24 protein-coding genes are annotated in these 19526 nt (G+C 39.2%); 12 read left to right on the forward strand and 12 right to left on the reverse strand.

The window, feature by feature from the left end; all coding sequences use genetic code 11:
* Positions 1–770: class II fructose-bisphosphate aldolase (locus ACLFMM_RS00270; RefSeq protein WP_410806713.1), on the forward strand; the 770-nt coding region annotated here is incomplete at its 5' end.
* Between the two features lie 42 nt (positions 771–812).
* Here ACLFMM_RS00270 and ACLFMM_RS00275 read toward each other — a convergent pair.
* The gene (locus tag ACLFMM_RS00275; RefSeq protein ID WP_410806714.1) at positions 813–1133 is read right to left on the reverse strand and encodes a DUF167 domain-containing protein; all 321 of its coding nucleotides are present in this window, start codon (positions 1131–1133) and stop codon (positions 813–815) included.
* Positions 1134–1457: 324 nt separating this feature from the next.
* On the opposite strand from ACLFMM_RS00275, the gene ACLFMM_RS00280 reads away from it, so the two are divergent.
* The 6 genes from ACLFMM_RS00280 (at position 1458) to ACLFMM_RS00305 (ending at position 5949) form a co-directional block, all read left to right on the forward strand.
* Positions 1458–2564, forward strand: coding sequence for an amidohydrolase family protein (locus tag ACLFMM_RS00280; protein WP_410806715.1), 1107 nt, complete (start codon positions 1458–1460; stop codon positions 2562–2564).
* Between the two features lie 13 nt (positions 2565–2577).
* The gene (locus ACLFMM_RS00285; RefSeq protein ID WP_410806716.1) at positions 2578–3033 is read left to right on the forward strand and encodes a universal stress protein; all 456 of its coding nucleotides are present in this window, start codon (positions 2578–2580) and stop codon (positions 3031–3033) included.
* A 33-nt stretch (positions 3034–3066) separates the two neighbouring features.
* On the forward strand, positions 3067–3921 hold the full coding sequence (locus ACLFMM_RS00290; RefSeq protein WP_410806717.1) for a CBS domain-containing protein: 855 nt from the start codon (positions 3067–3069) through the stop codon (positions 3919–3921).
* Between the two features lie 23 nt (positions 3922–3944).
* Positions 3945–4667, forward strand: coding sequence for a 2,5-diamino-6-(ribosylamino)-4(3H)-pyrimidinone 5'-phosphate reductase (locus tag ACLFMM_RS00295; protein ID WP_410806718.1), 723 nt, complete (start codon positions 3945–3947; stop codon positions 4665–4667).
* 125 nt (positions 4668–4792) lie between these two features.
* Complete coding sequence (locus ACLFMM_RS00300) at positions 4793–5278, forward strand: thioredoxin family protein (protein WP_410806719.1); 486 nt, start codon at positions 4793–4795, stop codon at positions 5276–5278.
* A gap of 2 nt (positions 5279–5280) precedes the next feature.
* Positions 5281–5949: a cytochrome c biogenesis CcdA family protein gene (locus ACLFMM_RS00305; protein WP_410806720.1), complete on the forward strand. Its 669-nt coding sequence runs from the start codon at positions 5281–5283 to the stop codon at positions 5947–5949.
* Here the strand turns inward: ACLFMM_RS00305 and ACLFMM_RS00310 are convergent, their stop codons facing one another.
* Genes ACLFMM_RS00310 through cbiT form a run of 7 tightly spaced genes read right to left on the reverse strand, consistent with a single transcriptional unit; the run spans position 5950 to position 10253 of the window.
* Complete coding sequence (locus ACLFMM_RS00310; protein ID WP_410806721.1) at positions 5950–6684, reverse strand: precorrin-8X methylmutase; 735 nt, start codon at positions 6682–6684, stop codon at positions 5950–5952.
* On the reverse strand, positions 6674–7468 hold the full coding sequence (gene cobJ / locus ACLFMM_RS00315; RefSeq protein ID WP_410806722.1) for a precorrin-3B C(17)-methyltransferase: 795 nt from the start codon (positions 7466–7468) through the stop codon (positions 6674–6676). Before cobJ ends, ACLFMM_RS00310 begins: the two co-directional genes overlap by 11 nt.
* The gene (locus ACLFMM_RS00320) at positions 7437–7796 is read right to left on the reverse strand and encodes a cobalamin biosynthesis protein (RefSeq protein ID WP_410806723.1); all 360 of its coding nucleotides are present in this window, start codon (positions 7794–7796) and stop codon (positions 7437–7439) included. The genes cobJ and ACLFMM_RS00320 overlap by 32 nt, the downstream gene beginning before the upstream one ends.
* Positions 7765–8307: a cobalamin biosynthesis protein CbiG gene (locus ACLFMM_RS00325; RefSeq protein ID WP_410806724.1), complete on the reverse strand. Its 543-nt coding sequence runs from the start codon at positions 8305–8307 to the stop codon at positions 7765–7767. Before ACLFMM_RS00325 ends, ACLFMM_RS00320 begins: the two co-directional genes overlap by 32 nt.
* Positions 8304–9035 carry a precorrin-4 C(11)-methyltransferase gene (gene cobM / locus ACLFMM_RS00330; protein WP_410806725.1) on the reverse strand — a complete coding sequence of 244 codons (732 nt, stop codon included), beginning with the start codon at positions 9033–9035 and terminating at the stop codon, positions 8304–8306. Before cobM ends, ACLFMM_RS00325 begins: the two co-directional genes overlap by 4 nt.
* Positions 9028–9660, reverse strand: a complete 633-nt coding sequence (locus ACLFMM_RS00335; protein WP_410806726.1) for a cobalt-factor II C(20)-methyltransferase — start codon at positions 9658–9660, stop codon at positions 9028–9030. Before ACLFMM_RS00335 ends, cobM begins: the two co-directional genes overlap by 8 nt.
* 26 nt (positions 9661–9686) lie before the next feature.
* Positions 9687–10253 (reverse strand): precorrin-6Y C5,15-methyltransferase (decarboxylating) subunit CbiT, encoded by a 567-nt coding sequence (cbiT, locus tag ACLFMM_RS00340; RefSeq protein WP_410806727.1) that lies wholly within the window; start codon positions 10251–10253, stop codon positions 9687–9689.
* Positions 10254–10340: 87 nt separating this feature from the next.
* Between cbiT and ACLFMM_RS00345 the strand changes: the two genes are divergently transcribed.
* The 3 genes from ACLFMM_RS00345 to ACLFMM_RS00355 all read left to right on the forward strand — a co-directional run bounded on the left by ACLFMM_RS00345 (position 10341) and on the right by ACLFMM_RS00355 (position 13147).
* Positions 10341–11879, forward strand: coding sequence for a cobyric acid synthase (locus ACLFMM_RS00345; RefSeq protein WP_410806728.1), 1539 nt, complete (start codon positions 10341–10343; stop codon positions 11877–11879).
* Positions 11876–12577 (forward strand): hypothetical protein, encoded by a 702-nt coding sequence (locus ACLFMM_RS00350; RefSeq protein WP_410806729.1) that lies wholly within the window; start codon positions 11876–11878, stop codon positions 12575–12577. The genes ACLFMM_RS00345 and ACLFMM_RS00350 overlap by 4 nt, the downstream gene beginning before the upstream one ends.
* A gap of 138 nt (positions 12578–12715) precedes the next feature.
* A complete protein-coding gene (locus ACLFMM_RS00355; RefSeq protein WP_410806730.1) occupies positions 12716–13147 on the forward strand; it encodes a hypothetical protein in 432 nt (143 codons plus the stop codon).
* A gap of 15 nt (positions 13148–13162) precedes the next feature.
* Here ACLFMM_RS00355 and ACLFMM_RS00360 read toward each other — a convergent pair whose 3' ends face one another.
* The 3 genes from ACLFMM_RS00360 to ACLFMM_RS00370 are packed head-to-tail and all read right to left on the reverse strand — an operon-like array spanning position 13163 to position 16530.
* A complete protein-coding gene (locus ACLFMM_RS00360; protein ID WP_410806731.1) occupies positions 13163–13915 on the reverse strand; it encodes an anaerobic ribonucleoside-triphosphate reductase activating protein in 753 nt (250 codons plus the stop codon).
* 9 nt (positions 13916–13924) lie between these two features.
* On the reverse strand, positions 13925–16255 hold the full coding sequence (gene nrdD / locus ACLFMM_RS00365; protein ID WP_410806732.1) for an anaerobic ribonucleoside-triphosphate reductase: 2331 nt from the start codon (positions 16253–16255) through the stop codon (positions 13925–13927).
* 23 nt (positions 16256–16278) lie between these two features.
* Entirely contained in the window at positions 16279–16530 is a 252-nt protein-coding gene (locus tag ACLFMM_RS00370) for a glutaredoxin family protein (protein WP_410806733.1), read from the reverse strand.
* Between the two features lie 353 nt (positions 16531–16883).
* On the opposite strand from ACLFMM_RS00370, the gene radB reads away from it, so the two are divergent.
* Positions 16884–17570 (forward strand): DNA repair and recombination protein RadB, encoded by a 687-nt coding sequence (gene radB, locus ACLFMM_RS00375; RefSeq protein WP_410806734.1) that lies wholly within the window; start codon positions 16884–16886, stop codon positions 17568–17570.
* Position 17571: 1 nt separating this feature from the next.
* On the opposite strand, the gene ACLFMM_RS00380 is transcribed toward radB, so the two are convergent.
* Complete coding sequence (locus ACLFMM_RS00380) at positions 17572–18324, reverse strand: methyltransferase domain-containing protein (RefSeq protein ID WP_410806735.1); 753 nt, start codon at positions 18322–18324, stop codon at positions 17572–17574.
* A gap of 155 nt (positions 18325–18479) precedes the next feature.
* Between ACLFMM_RS00380 and ACLFMM_RS00385 the strand changes: the two genes are divergently transcribed.
* Positions 18480–19499: an S-methyl-5-thioribose-1-phosphate isomerase gene (locus ACLFMM_RS00385; RefSeq protein ID WP_410806736.1), complete on the forward strand. Its 1020-nt coding sequence runs from the start codon at positions 18480–18482 to the stop codon at positions 19497–19499.
* The last annotated feature ends 27 nt before the right edge of the window (positions 19500–19526 follow it).

Genomic DNA, 19526 nt, shown 5'->3' on the forward strand with positions numbered 1-19526 from the left:
TTGCCATTGATGCCTCTCATCTGTTCAATTTCAAGGGAGGAGACCTTCGAGAAGAACTGAAAAACAATATAAACGCCACAACCGAGATTGCAAAATTTATCGAAGAAGAGATGGGTGACAGGGAATACGGACTCGAAGTGGAAGTTGGAGAAATTGGCAGAGAAGATGAACACGGCAGGGTATTGACCAAACCAGAAGAAGCTGTTACATTTATAAAAGCATTGAATGAGAACGGTGTCTATCCACAGGTACTGGCAATAGCAAATGGAAGTGCCCATGGAAATACTTATGATGCCCAGGGCAAACTCATAGAACAGATGTCAATCGACATACCCCAGACCATGAAAGTAGCTCAATCTTTAAAAGAGAACAACCTGAATGTAAGGATTGCGCAACATGGAATTACAGGCACACCACGCGAACTCATCCACGAACACTTCCCGCATGGAGATATAATAAAAGGCAATGTTGGAACCTTTTACATGAACCTAGTATGGGACGCATTCAAGCTGTTTGAACCTGAACTCTATAGTGATATCTGGAACTGGACAGTAGAAAATTACAAACAAAAATCACCGGACAAAACTGACAGCGAAATATTTGGCAAATACAGCAAATTCGCCATCAAAGAGTTTTTTGACAGGATATATTCTGTAAATGATGATACAAAACGAGCCATTGATGCAATGGCTTATGCAGAAACCCTATACTTCCTGAAAGCCTTCAAGGCTGAAGGTACTGCCAGTATGGTCAGAGAAGCACTGAAATGAATAGGTATTCCAGTTTTTATAACTGGGATTTAATTTTATTTTTTAGACTTTATCTATCCTCGATTCGAGTATGGATACCACATCATCATAACCTATACCTGTAATACTGATTGATTTTTTACTACCCTTTTCACCAGTTAAAATTATAATATCAGATTTATTGACTGCAAAAAGTTCTGAAAATTTTTCAATCAGCTGGTCATTGGCTTTTCTATTCTGGGCTTTCTGTGTAAGTTTTACCTCTATACGGTTTCGCCACTGGTTATAATTGTCAGGTATACTGTTGGATTTTGAACCGGGCGCTACTTCTATATTGATAACAACGGAATCATCCGATTTTCTGACTGCATCTTCCAGTGCCATATTCTATACCAGAAAAATTGTAAGTATATTATGGTAATGCTGTAGCCCGACGCACTAACTCCGGAATATCATCCTCTGGATTGTCCGCTGTCAATTCCAGTTACCCCTCGTGACAGGCATTGTCGCATTACCACCGTGTAGCGTATTGGGGTTATCTATACACTCACAGAAAGGCTTGTTTTTAAAGCCCTGTTCTCATGCAAGGAACTTTACAATACGCTATTATCAATATTGTGTATAAAAATATAAATTTGACGTTAGAATGTACAATCACCAAAAAATCATTAATTATATTAATTATTATAACCACTAATATATGATTTCATGTCGGGTGAACAAGTAATTTCTGGCATTATACTGGCAGGTGACGAACTTGAACCAGTGGATGGTTATGTTTGTGTTAAAGATGGGGTAATAAAGGAAATAGGGGAAGAAAAACGGGAGACTGATAATATAATAGCTCCCTGTTTTGTAAACGCCCACACCCATATCGGAGATTCGGTATTTAAAGATCCTCCACTGGGTAAATACAGGGGTTACAGACTTGAGCGGGACCTTGATTTGCTGGTAAAACCTCCAGAGGGTCTCAAACATCAGGTATTGCGCAGAACTCCATACGAAAAACTCGTGGAATGTATGAGGTCAAGTATACAGGATATGATAGCCACTGGTACCGGTGCTTTTGCTGATTTTAGAGAAAGCGGAGTGATGGGAATACAGGCATTAAAAGAAGCTGTTGATAATACAAACATCGATAATGTTATACTTGGGAGACCCACAAACACAGATGATCCAGAAAAGGAAGTTATCTCAGAAGTTGACAGGATACTAAAAAACGCCCATGGAATTGGTATCAGCGGTGCCAATGATATGGACATGGAATTACTGGAAGCAATTGATGATTATACCAGAAAAAGCAGGAAAATGTTTGCCATCCATTCGGGAGAAAAAGACCGCTCCTGTATTTCAAAAGCTCTATCTCTTCAGCCGGATCTGCTGGTTCATTTAACCCATGCAAACCGGCAGGATCTGAAAGATGTAGCAGATGAAAACATCCCGGTTGTAGTCTGCCCGCGTTCCAATTTCACAACTGGTGTCGGAATGCCTCCTGTTACAGATATGCTGGAAAAGGGTATCGATGTATCAGTCGGTACCGATAATGTTATGCTAAATTCGGTAAACATGTTTTCAGAGATGGAAATGTTATCAAAACTGTTTGGTATTGAGGACAGACAAGTATTTAAAATGTGCACTCTTAAGGGTGCCACAACACTGGGACTTGAAAAAACCGGTCCAATTCAGGAAGGAAAGAGTGCAAGTCTCATGATATTGAACGGTAAATCCAATAATCTATCAAATATAAACAATCCAATAAGTGGAATTGTCAGAAGGGGGAGACCTGATGACATCTTATCCATAATTCGTGCCTAAAGGAGACAAAAGTATGGCAAATAATCTATACAAAAAAATATTGATTGCCACCGATGGTTCAGAACAGAATCGAAGAGCAGTTGAATATGGCATCGGCCTTGCCAAAATAAGCAACGGAAAAGTTTACCCTGCATATGTGGTTGATACTGCTGCTTTTTCCTCAATACCGATGGATTCAGGCTGGGAAATGATGTACGATCTGATAAAAGAGGAAGGCAGAGAAGCAACCCATTGGGTAGAAAAACTTGCAGAAGAAGCTGATATAGAATGTGAGCCTACAATTCTTGAAGGACATCCAAGTCATGAAATTATTAATTTTGCCAAAAATAATGATATCGATGTTATAGTTATGGGAACCCTTGGTAAAAGTGGACTGGATAAATTCTTACTTGGTAGTGTTGCAGAGAAAGTTATACGAAATTCAACAGCTCCTGTACTCGTAGTACGCGGAGAAGAAAAGAAAGATTAATTATTTAAATAAAACGGATATCATGGGGAAACAATGCCAAGAAATACAATTATCAGAGATATAATGATTAAGAATGTCGCATATGCAACAATCCCGGGATCAAGGGAAGAAGTTCTTGAAATATTAAAGGATAAACAGGTTTCAGGGGTACCTGTCCTTAAAGACAATAAAGTAGTGGGTATTGTCAGTCGTAATAATTTGCTCAAATATCCCGAAGAAGAACAGCTTGCTCTCCTTATGACAAGAGACCCTGTAACAATATCACCAGATGTTGATATTACAGTTGCTGCAAGATTACTCATTGACCACCACATTCGCAGGTTGCCGGTTATTGAAGAAGAAGACCTCGTAGGACTTGTTACTATAGCGGATATAGTGGGGAGCATGGCAGACCTTAATATAACTGACCAAATCGAGCCATATCTTAACAACGGTATTGTACCTGTATGGGATGAAACACCATTACCAATTGTGGCAAAAATAATGGAGTTTGCAAATGTAAATGTATCTCCTGTACTGGACGACAGCCTTAGTTTTGTCGGACTGATTTCTGACAGGGATATTATAAGTGCCAGTATCATCGAAGACTCGGTAGAAGTTTCTGATATGTCAACAACTGCTGAAGATGAGGACGAATGGACATGGGAATCCATACGTGATACCATGAGTATTTATTACAGTGTTTCGCGAATAAAGGCACCCAATATACCCACAAAAGAAATAATGGTCACTGATTTGATTACAGCCACTCCCATGTCAGGTGTGAGTGAATGTGCACTGTCCATGAAACGTAATGACATCGACCAGATACCTGTTGTAAACGGTAACGGTGATTTATTGGGACTTCTCAGAGACCGTGACCTGCTAAAAGCATTACTGGAACATTAAAAACCAAAAATAACCGGATGCTTATGAATGAAAAACAAATTGATATCAGGAACAGACCGTTTATATTTCTAAATGCTGCTGTATCGGCAGACGGAAAGATATCCACAAAGGAGCGAAGGCAGATAAAAATATCAGGAGATTGCGACTTAGAGCGTGTGGATGAACTCAAAAAGGACTCTGATGCCATCATGGTAGGTATTGGCACGGTCCTTGCCGATGACCCGAGCCTTACTATAAAATCCGAAACTCGGAGGAACTATCGAAAAGATGAAGGTCTTGATGAGAATCCTGTACGAATTATCGTCGATAGTAGAGCCAGAACACCAAAAAACGCTGATATTTTTAAAAAGGGGAAAGGAAAAAGGATAATTGCGGTATCAAAATCCGCCCCTAAAGAAAAACTAAAAATACTCGAAGATAAAGCAACTGTTATTGTAGCCGGTGATGGAAAAGTTGACCTGAAAATGCTGGCTGAAAAATTGAAGGAGATGGGGATTGAAAAAATAATGGTTGAAGGGGGTTCCAGTTTGAACTGGAGCCTTTTATCCCTAAAACTCGTGGATGAAATCTACACTTTTATTGGAAATATTATCATTGGGGGGTATAGTGCACCAACCCTTGTTGATGGTTCAGGATTTCTGGAAAATGAAATATTACAATTAAAACTTGCAAATTTTGAACAGATGGATAAGGGTTTACTGGTTAAATGGCAGGTAGTTTACAAAGATACATCTGATAGCAAATAAATGTCTCTCTTACTCATAAATTAGGTTATTATGTCGGGATTTTGTATGGTTTTGTCAAATATACACAAAAATTATAAATCAAAAACCACATCATAATATGATTAACGATAATAAGTGGTGGTTACATGAGAAAAATCGCATTATTTACAGTTATATCAACCCTTTTGTTATTGGCAACCGGTTGTATTGAAAATGATTCAAGTGCTAATAATGATGATTACACATCCAATGGGTCAATAAGGGTCACCAGTATCCAGCAGATAAACGATACCCTTGAAAATAAACCGGTTCTGATTGAATTTGGTGCAGAGTGGTGTTCTGCATGTGACAAACAAAGACCCATAATTGAAGAAATTGCCAGAGAATATAAAAAAGATGCAGAGGTCATGTATGTAAATGTTGATGTGACACCCGATATTGCCAGAAGGTTCAATATTCAGTCAATACCAGATTCTGTCGTTGTTGTTGGTATAAATGATAACGGAAACTATGTGTACATGACTGAAAATGGTGATACTACTACCCAGCGAGAAAAAGCCAGATTCATAGGGCTAACTCAGAAACAAAGGCTTACAAAAACTCTTGAATTCGCTGTTGAAAATAAAGGATAAATATGGATTTGTTAACATCAACATCTACGGCTGGACCTGTAGCAGCATTTATTGCAGGTATTGTCAGTATCCTATCACCATGTGTCCTTCCATTGTTACCTGCAATACTTGCATATTCTACTGAAAGCGGGAAATTCAGACCAATGGCAATTGTTTTGGGATTATCGATATCCTTTACCCTGATGGGAATTATAACATCAGCATTTGGATCGAGTTTCCAGATGTACAAGGATTATCTTTATATCATAGCTGAAATCGTTATCCTCGGACTTGGGTTTGTGATGTTAATGGACATAAATATTTTCAATTCCGTACTGTTTGAACGGTTTTCTGGAAGACATATGAATGATAAGGGATTGTTCGGAGGGTTGTTGCTCGGGATGTCCCTAGGAGTTCTATGGATTCCATGTATAGGACCTATTCTAGGTGCTATTCTTACCATGGTAGCTGTAGGGAACAATATCCTGCAGGGTGGATTCTTGCTTTTCATATATTCCATGGGGTTTTCAATTCCGATGCTGATAATAGCCTATTCTGCAAACCTGACAACATCCAAGCTTGGTAAACTATCAAAACACGGTATTCATGTGAAAAAAGTAGCAGGTATAGTGCTCATAATATTAGGACTCTGGATGATCTATACCAATCATCTTGCAGGTAGCATGATTTGATTATTCACAATTCTCATGTTCGCGTGCAATTGATACCAGCTCATTCACACTGGCTACTGCAATAGGTGTGCCCCCTCTTGTACCTTCGCATGTAATTGATGGCACATCCATATTTCGGACCATTTCCTTTGATTCGGCAGAGTTAACAAATCCCACTGGTGTTCCCACTAAAAGTGCCGGACGAACACCGTGTTCTATCAGCCGACAGACCGTTATTGCAGCCGAGGGAGCATTTCCTATCGCTATAATAGCGCCATCAAGCTCATCCTTACATTTCAGGAATCCAGCTGCAGTCCTTGTGATGCCGTATTTGTGTGCAATCTCTGCATCTTTATCCCTGTCAAGGACACAGATTATATCACAGTTATGACCTTTTGTAGTGATACCCGCCTTGAGCATCCTGATATCAACAAATATAGGAGACCCGTTTTTAATGGCTTTAACCCCTGATTCAATAGGGTTTTTTTTGAATTTCATAATCTCTGCAACTGAAGGGTCACCTGTGGATATTACACATCTTTGTCGTATCCGGTCTTCAAGGGTATCGTCACCCACTATTTTACGTGCGATATTACGACTTGTCATGTAGATGGATTTTGCTTCAGTCGTCTGTGCACCACTGTCATTACAGATTTCTACAAGTTCAGGGTCGATATCGGTTGTGAATTCTACAAATTCATCCAAATCATCGTTCTGTATATCTTTATTTTGTGAACTGTCGCTTTCAGTATTCATATTTTCTATGATACCCCCTCGGGGTTATAATTCTATCTACATCGTATTGTTTCCATATACGTGATTCACTGTTACCTATCAGGACAGTAGTACGCATATCCACCCAGTCTTCATAGTTTAATACATTACCAAGTGTTGTTACAATATAATCCTGTTTATCATCACGGAGTGCATTCTTGACAAGTCCCACAGGGACAGATTCATTCCTGTATTTTCTGATGATTTCTATGGCATGTGCAAAATTTGAATTTCGTTTCCTGCTTTTAGGATTATACAAAGAAATAACAAAATCTGCAGATGCTGCCGCATCAAGACGTTTTTCAATCATATCCCATGGTGTGAGCAAATCACTAAGACTTATCACAGCAAAATCGTTTACAATCGGTGAACCCAGAATACTTGCAGATGCCGTAATAGCTGTCACACCTGGAACTATTTCCACTTCTACATCCTGCTTGGCGTTTTCTGCTACTTCTAGAACCAGTCCCGACATCCCGTAGATATTAGCATCTCCACCACTTATCATGGATACGACTGAATTCTGGGCAAGATCAACTGCCCTGTTGGCGCGGTCTACTTCCTTTCCCATGGAACTGCGGATAATCTCTTGGTCACCCAGTAAACTTTCAATCTGATCAAGATAGGTTCCATTACCTATAACATAATCCGAAGTTTGAATTACATCTCTGGCATGGATAGTGAGATGTTCTACTGACCCCGGACCTATTCCAACTACATAGAGCTTACCTATTTTATTCTGCGATTGCGATTGTGACTCTGCCATATTTTCTTTTCCTCAACAACAATTCCTTTTTTTCTGAAAGCGCCATTGCAGACGGTTCTGCAACACCATTAAGTCCGAATCGACTTGCCTGTGATATGGTAGGTGATTTGTACCTATTGAGTATTTCATGCGGGATAAATTGAACCCCGATGTCAAGTGTATTTGCGGCATTCAGCAATCCAGTTTCGTTTTCTTTCATTTTTGCAGATGCCAGCATTGATACCTCATTTAAACTGTAACCACTTTCTTCCAGTGCTTTTGATACCGCATCAATGACTTCCTGGCTTGTAACATCCCTACGTGTTCCGATTCCGATGATCAGTGTCAATTCTCATCCTGCCTTTTTTTTTTAATACCGACACATCATCATCAACCATTACTATCTTGGGACCTTTAAGTTCTAGGACTTCCACATCCTGTTCAAGGAGTGCACAGTTAACTGTTTTTGTGGATTCCTTGTTTACAATATCACATCCCATGGATGATGCTATTCCTTCGACTGAATTCTTCTGATGTACTTCTGTAGCAGTTGTAATTACAGGTACTGCTCCAAGATGTGCAATCCTGCGTGCTGTGTCATTGGCTCCATGATGTCCACCCAGCAGAGGTATAGCAAAGGACAAATTCGAATCAACCACAATGACAGCGGGGTCAGTCCATTTATCCTTTAAAAGGGGTGCAATATCCCGTACAACGATTCCGGTTGCAAAAACCGCTACAATTACATCGTATTCATCAAATGCCTTTTTAAAAATATCTTTATCGTAGATCAGCACATCTGCATTCAAATGCTCAGCTATGCTCTGTGCAGTCTCAAGGTTCCTCTGGAAGGTTATCACAGCGGTTCCTGTGGTACTCCGTATAGATACGACCTCCTGAACTCGATGGGGTCTACCACTCCACCGATGATAATCATTGCAGACCGTTTGATGCCTGCATCCTTTACCTTCTGGGATATGTCTGCTAAAGTTCCTTTAATAACCATCTCATCATTCCATGAAGCATGATAAATGACAGCAACTGGTGTATCTGATGGATAGTCCACCTTTTCCATTATCTGCTCGATTTTCTGCGTACCAAGGAAAACCGCCATTGTCTCATGGTGCTTTGATAATTCATGGATTTTATCTTTATCAAGTGTTTTACCTGCCGGTCGGGTAATAATCAGACTATCGGATACCCCATTAAGAGTCAGCTGAGTTTTAAGTGATGCTGCAGATGCAAAAATGGATGATACACCGGGTACAATTTCCACATCTATATCGTATTTTTTCAACTCATCCATCTGCTCCAGTATTGACCCGTATAAAGATGGGTCGCCACTGTGTAGACGAACCACATTTTTGCCTGCTTTAACATCATTCACTATCTTTGATGTTATCTCATCAAGGGTCAGCCCGTAACTGTCTATCATCTCACCGTTTGTATATTCCAGTATTTCGGGGTTTACCAGTGAACCTGCATAAATCACAGTATCTGCATTTTCCAGGAGTTCGCGTCCTTTCACTGTTATCAGTTTTGCATCCCCTGGACCTGAACCCACAAAATATACCTTGTTATTATTCATTGTTATTCACCTGATCGGATTTTTTACCGTACATGATACTGAAATAGTTGCCATTTTCAGGTATTTTATCGTTATCCCTGATAACAACTTCATTCTCCATGAAAAGACGCTGCGCAAAAGCAAAATCAGTAAACCCTTCTTCACGCATGTTATACATAATTTCTCTGGGACGTTTTGTCTTCAGTACAATCTTTGAATCGATTTGTGACCCATCATTTACTTCAAACGAGGAATAAACAGGAGTTCTGGTTCTGGAAGCAAATGCTGTAATTGAACTTATACCTGGTATAGTGTCAGTTTCTACTTCAGGATAAAGCTTATTCAGAACTCGTTCAAGATGGGAAAAAGTTGAAAAGAAGTTTGGATCACCGATTAATCCGAATGATACCAGATTATCTTTTGCTTCCTTCGCAACAATTTCTGCATTTTTTTTCCAGACATCGTTTAAAACATCGTAATCCTTCAACATGGGGAACTCAAGTATTTCAGGGTCTGCATACGGTTCCGCCAGTTCTGCAGCAAGTCTGCCCGGTACATAGACCTTAGAACTTTTTTTCAGGGTATCTACAGCCTTTAATGTCAGAAGTTCAGGGTCTCCAGGTCCTAATCCTACACCTATTAGCATTATAATCTCTCTGGGTATTTAATTTGTTATTGATTAAGTCTGGGTTGTGATTTGCCCACTATGATATAAACAGGGTTATCGGGTTTAAACATGGTTTCTCCCGCGATTGATGCTCCATGCGAGACCGATAGATGCAGTACTTCATCGAATATACCCATCTCACGCATCTTTTGCATGGATTTAACAACGGTTTCAATCCGTACTGCATTTATTACAATATTTTTCACACCCTTATCTACAAGGATTTCAAGCACCTTATCGATGTTTTTTGTGCCACCTATAAAGGCACAGTCAATCGTACCAATATCATTATCTTCGGTTAAAACACTGGTAGCTTCTCCATGAATAAGGTTTACATCAGGTACCTGATACGTTTCAAAATTCCTGGATGCTGTATCAATTGCTTCGGAGCGTGCATCAATCGCATAAATTTTAAGTCCCTGTTTCATTTTAGATGCCTGTATGGATACAGCTCCTGTGCCACAACCCAAATCTACAAATGTATCCCCTTCACATAAATCAAGCTTGAACAGGGATACAGAGATAATTTCCGGTTTTGTTGGACCACCGCTGATGTACAATAAATCAGACAATATTTCACCTGGTTAAAGTTAAATAAACTCGAATCTACTAAATATAACTTGTTACACATAAACTTTATCACTTAAAGGTCGTGGTGAATGAAAACGAGAACTAATGCCGATACAAAAAGCTTGCTTATACTGGGCACTGCATCCCATGTGGGTAAAAGTGCAATTGTAACCGCACTATGCAAGATATTTTCCAGAAATTATAGGGTAGCACCTTTTAAAGCCCAGAATATGAGTCTGAACTCATGGATTACAAAGGATGGAAAAGAAATAGGTATTGCACAGGCAATCCAGGCAAAAGCTGCCGGGATTGAACCGACTGCAGACATGAATCCCATCCTGCTTAAACCAAAAGGAGACCGCCAATCACAGGTAATCATTCTGGGTGAACCATACGCTGACAAAACAGCAGGGGAATATTATGATTCTATTGAAGACACCCATGAAATTTTAAAAGGAGCTTTAAACAAACTGGGAAATGAATATGATATTATTGTGATGGAAGGTGCAGGAGGAGCCGCCGAGATTAACCTCTATGATCGGGATGTTGTTAATATTGGCACAGCAAGACTTACAAATGCACCTATTGTTCTCGTGGGAGATATCGAACGCGGAGGTGTATTTGCAAGTCTCTATGGTACAATTGAACTGCTGCCGGAGGATGTTCGTGAAAGGGTTGAAGGATTTATAATTAACAAATTCAGGGGTGACCCGGCAATCCTTGAACCCGGGCTCAGGGAACTGGAAAAGCGCACAGGAATTCCTGTACTGGGTGTAATACCATACTCCAGTATCAAAATACCTTCTGAAGATTCGGTATCCATCAATGACAAAACCTGTAATCAGGACATTAATAATGATGTTGAAATCGCTGTAATAAGACTTCCAAGGATTTCAAATTTTACCGATTTTGAACCACTGGAAAACCTAGTAAATGTTAGATATGTAGAACTGTATGAAGACCTTGGAAATCCTGATGCTGTTATAATACCCGGTACTAAAAATACCATTAGTGATTTTATCGACCTGAAAGAAAGCGGGATGCATGGCCAGATTAAAAAATTGCACGGTAAAATACCTATTATCGGAATATGCGGTGGATACCAGATGCTTGGGACAAAAATCCATGATTCAGGCATCGAAGGCGAGAAAACTGCAGAGTATAAAGGTCTGGGACTGCTAGGTATCGAAACCGTATTCGATGCCTATAAAAAGACAACTGTACAGGTTACCAAAACCGTGACCTGTGGAGGTCCTTTATTGGATTCTATTAAAGGCGAAATAATCAAAGGTTACGAAATCCACATGGGAGACACCACATCACAGAATTTTGTTTTTGAAGATGATGGATGCATGGATGAAACCGGTTTGGTTTTTGGTACCTATTTACATGGTCTGTTTGAGAATGAAAATATCAGAAATTCACTGGTCAAATACCTCTATGAGAAAAAAGGACTGGAATACATACCACAAAAAATTATTTCACAGGAAGATGCATATAATATGCTCGGAGATATGGTACATAAAGGTCTGGACATGGAAAAAATATACAAGATTCTAGGTATAGATATATGCGATAATTTGAACAAACCTTTTAATATAGAATCCAATCAATCGGGGTTACAATGACAGACGATTCAAACCATAATAAAAATACTACAAATATAAACAAAGAAAACATCCATAAAAAAGTAAACATCAGTGAGCTCTGTAATTTCGGAAACAGGCTCGATACTATTACTTCACCCCATACAGGATTAATAGCAGGTGTAGAATATACCCCGCACAAATTACAGGGATTGCAGAATCCATCAGATATGTGGATAGATAAGAACAATCTCTATGATAATATCGGATACATTGAATCCAATAATGAAGATGGTCAGGAAAACTTCACCAGCGAATGCAATAAATTAAACGGACTCTATACAATTGGTCGAGGACTTGAAACCCTTGGATCTCCCGTTTCAGGGTTTGTAACAGGAATGGACCATCCCCAAAATGTCCGTGGACTTCAAAGCGCATCTGACATGAGAATCGATGGTGATGGAGTTACCAGCCTGACAGAACAAAACCCATACATCAACAGCGACCACCATGAAAAATCCGAAAACAAAAGTAAAAATTCAAAGCTGGATAATATCAATAACCAGTTTGATACTCTTAATTCACAGAAAGAAAATATGTCAAATAGCATAGGTCGTGTACCCCATAAATCCCATGGCCTCCAGAGTCCATCAGAAATGTGGATTGATAAAAACAAACTTTTCTCTGATGGTATCAAGCACGACAAAATAACAAAGAAATACCTTAAAAATCTGAAATGAATTTATTTTGTTTTTATCCATCCCTGTTTTTTCTTGCACAAATTTCAAAAAATTATTATTATAACCACCATCAATTATTAATTCTTATAAATCAAAATAACCCATTATATTATATGAAAAGCAAGGGAGTGGTGATAAATGACGGAACTTGAACAGGAGAAATTCTGGAACTTTGACCATTTTGTGGTTATCACAGACAAAACAAAACCAGCAATGAAACTGACCATAAAAGAACTCGAAAACCGGAACAAATATGTCCATGTGGTTGACCTTTCAGATAAACCCAATCCAGATACATTAAACAATGTTTCTAAGATTCCTGATGGCATGGAAAACGCAATCATAGGTACTACAAAATACAATCCGGCTGATATTGTCAACACTCTGAAGGACAATGATATAAAAAGGGTATGGGTTCACTGGATAACAGGAACCCCAGAACTTGATGACATAACCAAGAATTCCGAGCTGGAATTTATAACTGACAGATGCCCGATGATGTATCTGGGACGTGATTTTAGTATCCACGGATTACATCGGAGTATTGCAAAACTAACTGGAAAATATTAAATCTTCCAGTAAAATTCAAACTTTCTCATATCCGTTATCTGTATTGATTCTTACATCGTCCAGATAATTCTTCGCATATTTAGAAAGTTCCAGTATTTCTTCTTTTTTCAATGGTTCAATACCATGTAAATCTGAATCCATTGAATGGTCTGGTTGTCCCTGCTGGATAACATAGGGTACATCCTTGGACAGGTTTTTGGACACCCATTCAGATATCTGGGATATTTCATCAGGATTTCCTATCAAATCACGGATTACCGTTGTTCTGAGTTCAAATTCAATTCCACTTTCATTTAAAATATTCACAGTTTCAACCACTCTATTTACAAGTTCTGAAGGATTCGAACTATTATAGCCTGATACCTTCCTGTATAGTTCCAAATCATCCAGTGGGGCTTTTATATCTACAAAAAACTTGTCAACCCTATTATCTAAAATAAATTCTTTTACACAATTTGGATAGAAACCATTGGTATTAATACCCACAAGCAGGTTATTATATTTTGCAAAATCCGTCAGATGTTTCAGGACATCCGACTGCATGAATGGTTCCCCACCTGTGAACACGGCATTGTCCACAAAAATCCTGGATTTGGTGATTTGTGACTCGATTTCTTCAATATCCACTGGATTTGAACCAGATATTAATTCATGGTTGTGGCAGTACAGACACCTGAAAGGACAGCCCCTGAAAAAAATAACGATTGACACCGTTCCGTGCCAATCGATGGTAGATATCGGAACCACTCCACCGTAGTTCAATTCCATATTACCACATTATACCATATCTACAGAAGCGTAGCGTTTACGGTCTTCAAGCTCCTGTTTCTTGGCTTCGTTCCAGCCGCCTACAGCCTGTATGTAACCGGTTACTCTGGAAAGGAACTCTACATTATCAGAACCACAATTCGGGCAGTTATCTTTCAAACCATCTGCGACATGGAAATCATCCATACATACCGTCATATCCTTTGTAAAAGCGAAGTATCCGGTCTGGGTGTTCTTTGCAATATTGAGTGCAAACTGTTTCAGACCCTTGGAATCAGGATGACTCTCACCCATCCAAATGTGCATTATATTTCCACCATCTACAATCGGGAAGAATGTATGTTCATAGTTGATTCTATCGATTATGGATATATCTGCACTTGGTGGGATGTGTATACCGTTTGTATAGTATACAGGTAAATCGTGTTCTTTGTTGAGTTTTTGTTTGGCGGTTTCTACGTCACCTTTGATTACCTGTTCAGCTTTGTTTGCAAATTCTTTCTGGAGCAGGTCTGATACTGCAAACCTCTGTCCGGTGGTTTCTGCGGGTGTCCTTGCAAGTGCGATTTGCATGCCGTATTTCTTACTAAGATCTTTTGCATACATCTCAAGTTCGGTCATGACTCGGACAGCCAGTCTGAAAGCCTCTTTTGATTCATGTAACTGGTAACCTGTGTGGTATTGAACCATTTCATTGATACCTATGATACCGATTGTATATACCAAACTATCAGTATCAACAAGTACAGAACCTTTTCCGCCTGTTATCGGGTCTTTGGGACGCTGCGTGGCGAAGGGCATTCTGTTGTTATCTATTATGTAATCCATCCACTGCTTTTTGGCAAGGAAAACCTCTACACTTCTGTACATCAAACGCTTAAGGTCGCCTATAAGTGCATCATAGTCACCCTCTGCTCTGTACGCAGACCTTGGACAGTTAAGGGTTAAAACCTGCCATGCACCCATTGAGAAGTGTTTGCCATCTTTGAAATACAGTTTATCCTCAAAATCTTCATCGTTTTCCTCATCCGCAGAAAACTGATAGGCACAGCACTGATAACAGGATATTCCTTTACCTGCTCCTCTGTATGGTGGCAGTTGATTGTCAAAGTATGGTGTGCCGAATTTGGCTGCCAATTCGAATGACAGGTCGTATAAATCTTCATATGTTGGAAGGTCTGGATGTTCTTTGTTAAATTCTTCGTCCTCATCCATGAATTGTGGTTCTATTGAGATTTCAGGTTTTGGGAAATTGAAAGGTTTACCCCAGTAATCACCTTCTAGCATTACTTCCATAAGTGCTTTGAAAGTGAGTCTTACCTCTTTTTCAAATTCACCATATTTCCTCAGCGGCGCATAATTACCGTCATAAACTGTACCGTGAGAAACTACCGGTTTGTCAACCCATATTTCAGGCACACCCGGAGATAATTGTACAGATGAGAACACAAGCTGTCCACCACGTGCAACCATCATCTGGGTCATCTCGTAAACAAACATCTGCATGAGCTGTTTGATTTCATTATAATCCTTGTTTTCCATATATGGTGCAAGGAACGTGAGGAAATTATAGAAGCCCTGGCCTCCTGCAAAATTGGTCTGAGCACTTCCGAGTGCTTTCACTGCATGTAGCACTGCAACCTCTGCATTTTTAGCTGGGCCTGCTACACTTGCTTTGGTGCCTGAACCGTCAGGCATCAGACCGTAGTAGAAGAAATAACGCAAATCATGGTCCTGACAGAATGGTCTTGTTCCAAAATATTCGAGGTCATGTATATGGATATCTCCATTTAGATGGAGATCTGCCAGTTTTGGAGGAAGCATTAGAGTATATTGTTCCTTGGATATTTTATCGGCTTTTTTCTTATGAGATGTTTCGGCGTTATCCTGAAGGTTTGCATTATCATTAGCCTCAAATCCTATGCCTGTATCGATTTCAAATGCATCAAATACAGGTGTTCCTACCCTTGTACAGATATTTCTCCATTCGACATGACCCTTTTCAATAAGTATAGTATTCACTATTTCACGGATAAGCGGTCCTGATAAAAACTGGAGGGTCATCTTTCTGATTCTTTCTTCAGCAAGGTCTGCAATTTCTTTTGCTTCAGAATATGAAACCTGTGAGATGTTAAAAAATGTTTCCGCAAGTTTCGTTTCTTTAGTTAATTGTTTAATGATGACATTTTTATCCCAATCGACCATGTAGCCGTCAGTAGTTCTTACTTTGGGCATTTCTGGAACAATATCCCCGTCAAGTGTTCGTTGAACTCCCTGTTGTTGTCCCCAGGGTAATGATTCTGATTTCTCCGTTTTTGATTTAAGTTTATATGCCTCCATCTTAAAATCCTCCCATATAGATTTTATAATATTTCACTTATCACGTTCCTGTCTAATTCTCCCCCGTCAAACAATTCCTCATGGGTGAGGAATTTATCATCGATTTGCAGTATAGGAGCTGTCACTTCGAATACACCATTCACTCTGAGTTCTGTCAGGGATTCTGGTGTGGACATATCCGCCTCTTTGAAAGGTATATTACTGGACTTTAATAGTTTTTTCAACTGCTCACATTTGGGACAGGTCTCTGTTGTATATACAATAATTTCAGACAAAATATTCACACCCTTTAATATAATTTTATTTTTATATTCAGCTGTTTCATGGCATCCATTAGCTATTTCATAATGCTCAAAACATGGCCAATAGGCTTTTTACTCGAATTAGTATGGATTTTTTGTGGTAGATAATAGAAATGAATTAGAACTTAATAATGCTTTTCCATTCCAAATTTGAATACTAAAAATATTAATATATAACAGCTATGAATACAAACTGGTCACATATATGATAACAAATATGGTAATGTAATGTTTTCAAAAATTTTATAGATACAGACTAGGCATCCAAAAGATGTATATTTTAATTACTTCATTTATAGTTAAGTTATCAAATTTTAAAAAACGAGGTGTACGAAATAAACACACAACTACCTTCCGGATGCAAACCCCTTGATGACCTTCTTGGTGGTGGATTTGAACCTGGAATAGTGTCCCAGATTTATGGTGAACCAGGAAGTGGAAAAACCAATCTTTGTATACAAATTTCTGTTGAATGCGTCAAGCAGGGTAAAAGGGTTATCTATATAGATACTGAAGCTTTATCACCGGAGCGGTTCAAGCAGATTGCAGGTGAAAACTCCAAAGAAATCGCACAGAGTATCATCATCTATGAACCCTTTAATTTTGAAGAACAGTATTCTGCCATAAAAGATATTGAAAAAATAAGTGAGGAGAACATCGGACTCATCATCGTGGATTCTGCCACTTCTTTTTACAGATTCGAACTGGAAAATGAGGATTCAAGTATCCAGACACGTCGAGAACTTTCAAATCAGGTTGGATACCTGCACAGTCTTGCCCGCAAATATGGCTTCCCAGTGATTATTACCAATCAGGTCTATGCTGATACATCATCAGGCAATGTCAAACCCATTGGTGGAAGTGGTATAGAACATCTGTCAAAGACAATCATACAATTTGATCGTACAGGGAATAATAAAAGAAGAGCAGTTTTGCGAAAACATCGCTCACGTCCGGAAGGAGAAACCTGTGACTTCATGATAAATCACAGCGGTTTAAAAATGACCGATTAAATCATGTCCTTGCAATGGTTATGAAACCAGTATGCCCAACCCTTGAGCTCGCCGGTCTTGTCCCGCGGTCGGTAAAAGCTATATTCCGTTCAATACATTCAATGGTTGAGACTTCCATGAATCCAGCATTATTAATTGCTTCACGTATTTCTTTTGTCTGTTCAAAGAAAGGTGAATAGGCCACAAGAAAACCTCCTGGATGCAATATATTGACAACATCCGGGACGATTCTTCCGGCATCAACCGTATCCAGTGTTATAACATCGAATTTCTCATCCATATGTAGAATTTCACCCAAAAGGTTTCCATGACGCAGTTCAATATTATCATACCCCAGTGATTTTATATTATATCTGGCAACCTTAAAGAATGCATCATTGGATTCATAGGTGACCACCTGTTTTGCAATGGAGCCCATATACATGGCAAGGACACCAGTACCTGTTCCTGTGTCAAGCACTGTATCATTTTTGTTAAGCCCTGTATATGCGATGATAATGCCAATATCTCTTGGCATCATGGGTGCACCTGTACGTTTTGCATGTTTGAAAATATCCGGGGTCCTGGGTTTTCTGATGAAAAATGTATGATTTAGGTGAGAAGTTACAGTATCACCTGGTTCCTTGTCAAGAAGGTCATCCATGTCTATGATTCCAAGATCTGTATGAAAGCTCTCATTTGACACTGTTGCTACGTATTCCCTTGTTTTTCCTTTATATTCTGTTATAAGTAAAACTACAACACCCATTTCCATATTATTTGTACACCTGATAATTGATTAAATTTTTAATTGATTTATGGCAAGGATTTTTTAAGGGGAACTATAATATTAAAACCTAAATAAATATACCTGGATTAATGGTCTGTCTGCTTTTAAATAATTTGTTTATATAATGTTAAGGTGTAACCATGAGAACAATCGACTGGAATGATGAATCCAATACAATTCAATTAATCGATCAGACCCTCCTTCCAAGAGAGTACAGGGTTATTGAGTGTAAAACAATCGAAGCATTATGTGAAGCTATAAAATCCCTTCGTGTACGTGGTGCTCCTGCACTGGGTGCTACAGGTGGATATGGTATTGCTCTTGCCGCTGTTTTAAGTAAAGCTGTGAATATGGATGACCTTACAAAGGAACTTCAGTCAGCCGCTAAAACCATCAAATCAACCCGTCCCACTGCTGTAAACCTTGGATGGGGAGTGGACAGGGTTTTGAAAGCTACCTCTGACGCCTATGACCTGGAGGGGATGAAAAGTACTGCGATAGAAGATGCAAAACAAATCGCTGACGAGGATGTCGCCATCAACAAAAAAATCGGAGAATACGGTGCTAAACTGCTGGAAGACGGTGATACTGTATTAACCCATTGTAACGCCGGAAAACTGGCATGTGTAGACTGGGGTACCGCCCTGGGTGTTGTCCGGTCTGCTGTTGAGGAAGGCAAGAATATCAAAGTTGTTGCATGTGAAACCAGACCCCTGAACCAAGGTAGCAGACTCACAACATGGGAACTCATGCAGGATAATATACCTGTCACATTGATTGCAGATTCCATGTCAGGCCATGTTATAAGACATGGTTCCATAGATAAGGTTATCGTCGGTGCGGACAGAATTACAGAAGATGCAGTATTCAACAAAATCGGTACCTATACACATTCAGTAATTGCAAAGGAACATGAAATTCCATTCTATGTAGTTGCACCCACATCAACCTTTGATTTTAAGGGATGGGAAGGAAGTGTAGAAATTGAATTAAGAAACTCTGATGAACTCCGGTATTTTGGAGATTTGCAGATAGCACCTGAAAATGTAAATGTTTACAATCCTGCATTTGATGCTACACCAATGGAAAACGTCAGTGCCATAATTACAGAAAACGGAGTTTTCAAGCCGCCGTTTTTACTGGATGAGGTTTTGATATGAATATTAATCCAGCACAATAATTTTGAA

This window comes from Methanohalobium sp., assembly GCF_046546175.1.
GTDB lineage: Archaea > Halobacteriota > Methanosarcinia > Methanosarcinales > Methanosarcinaceae > Methanohalobium.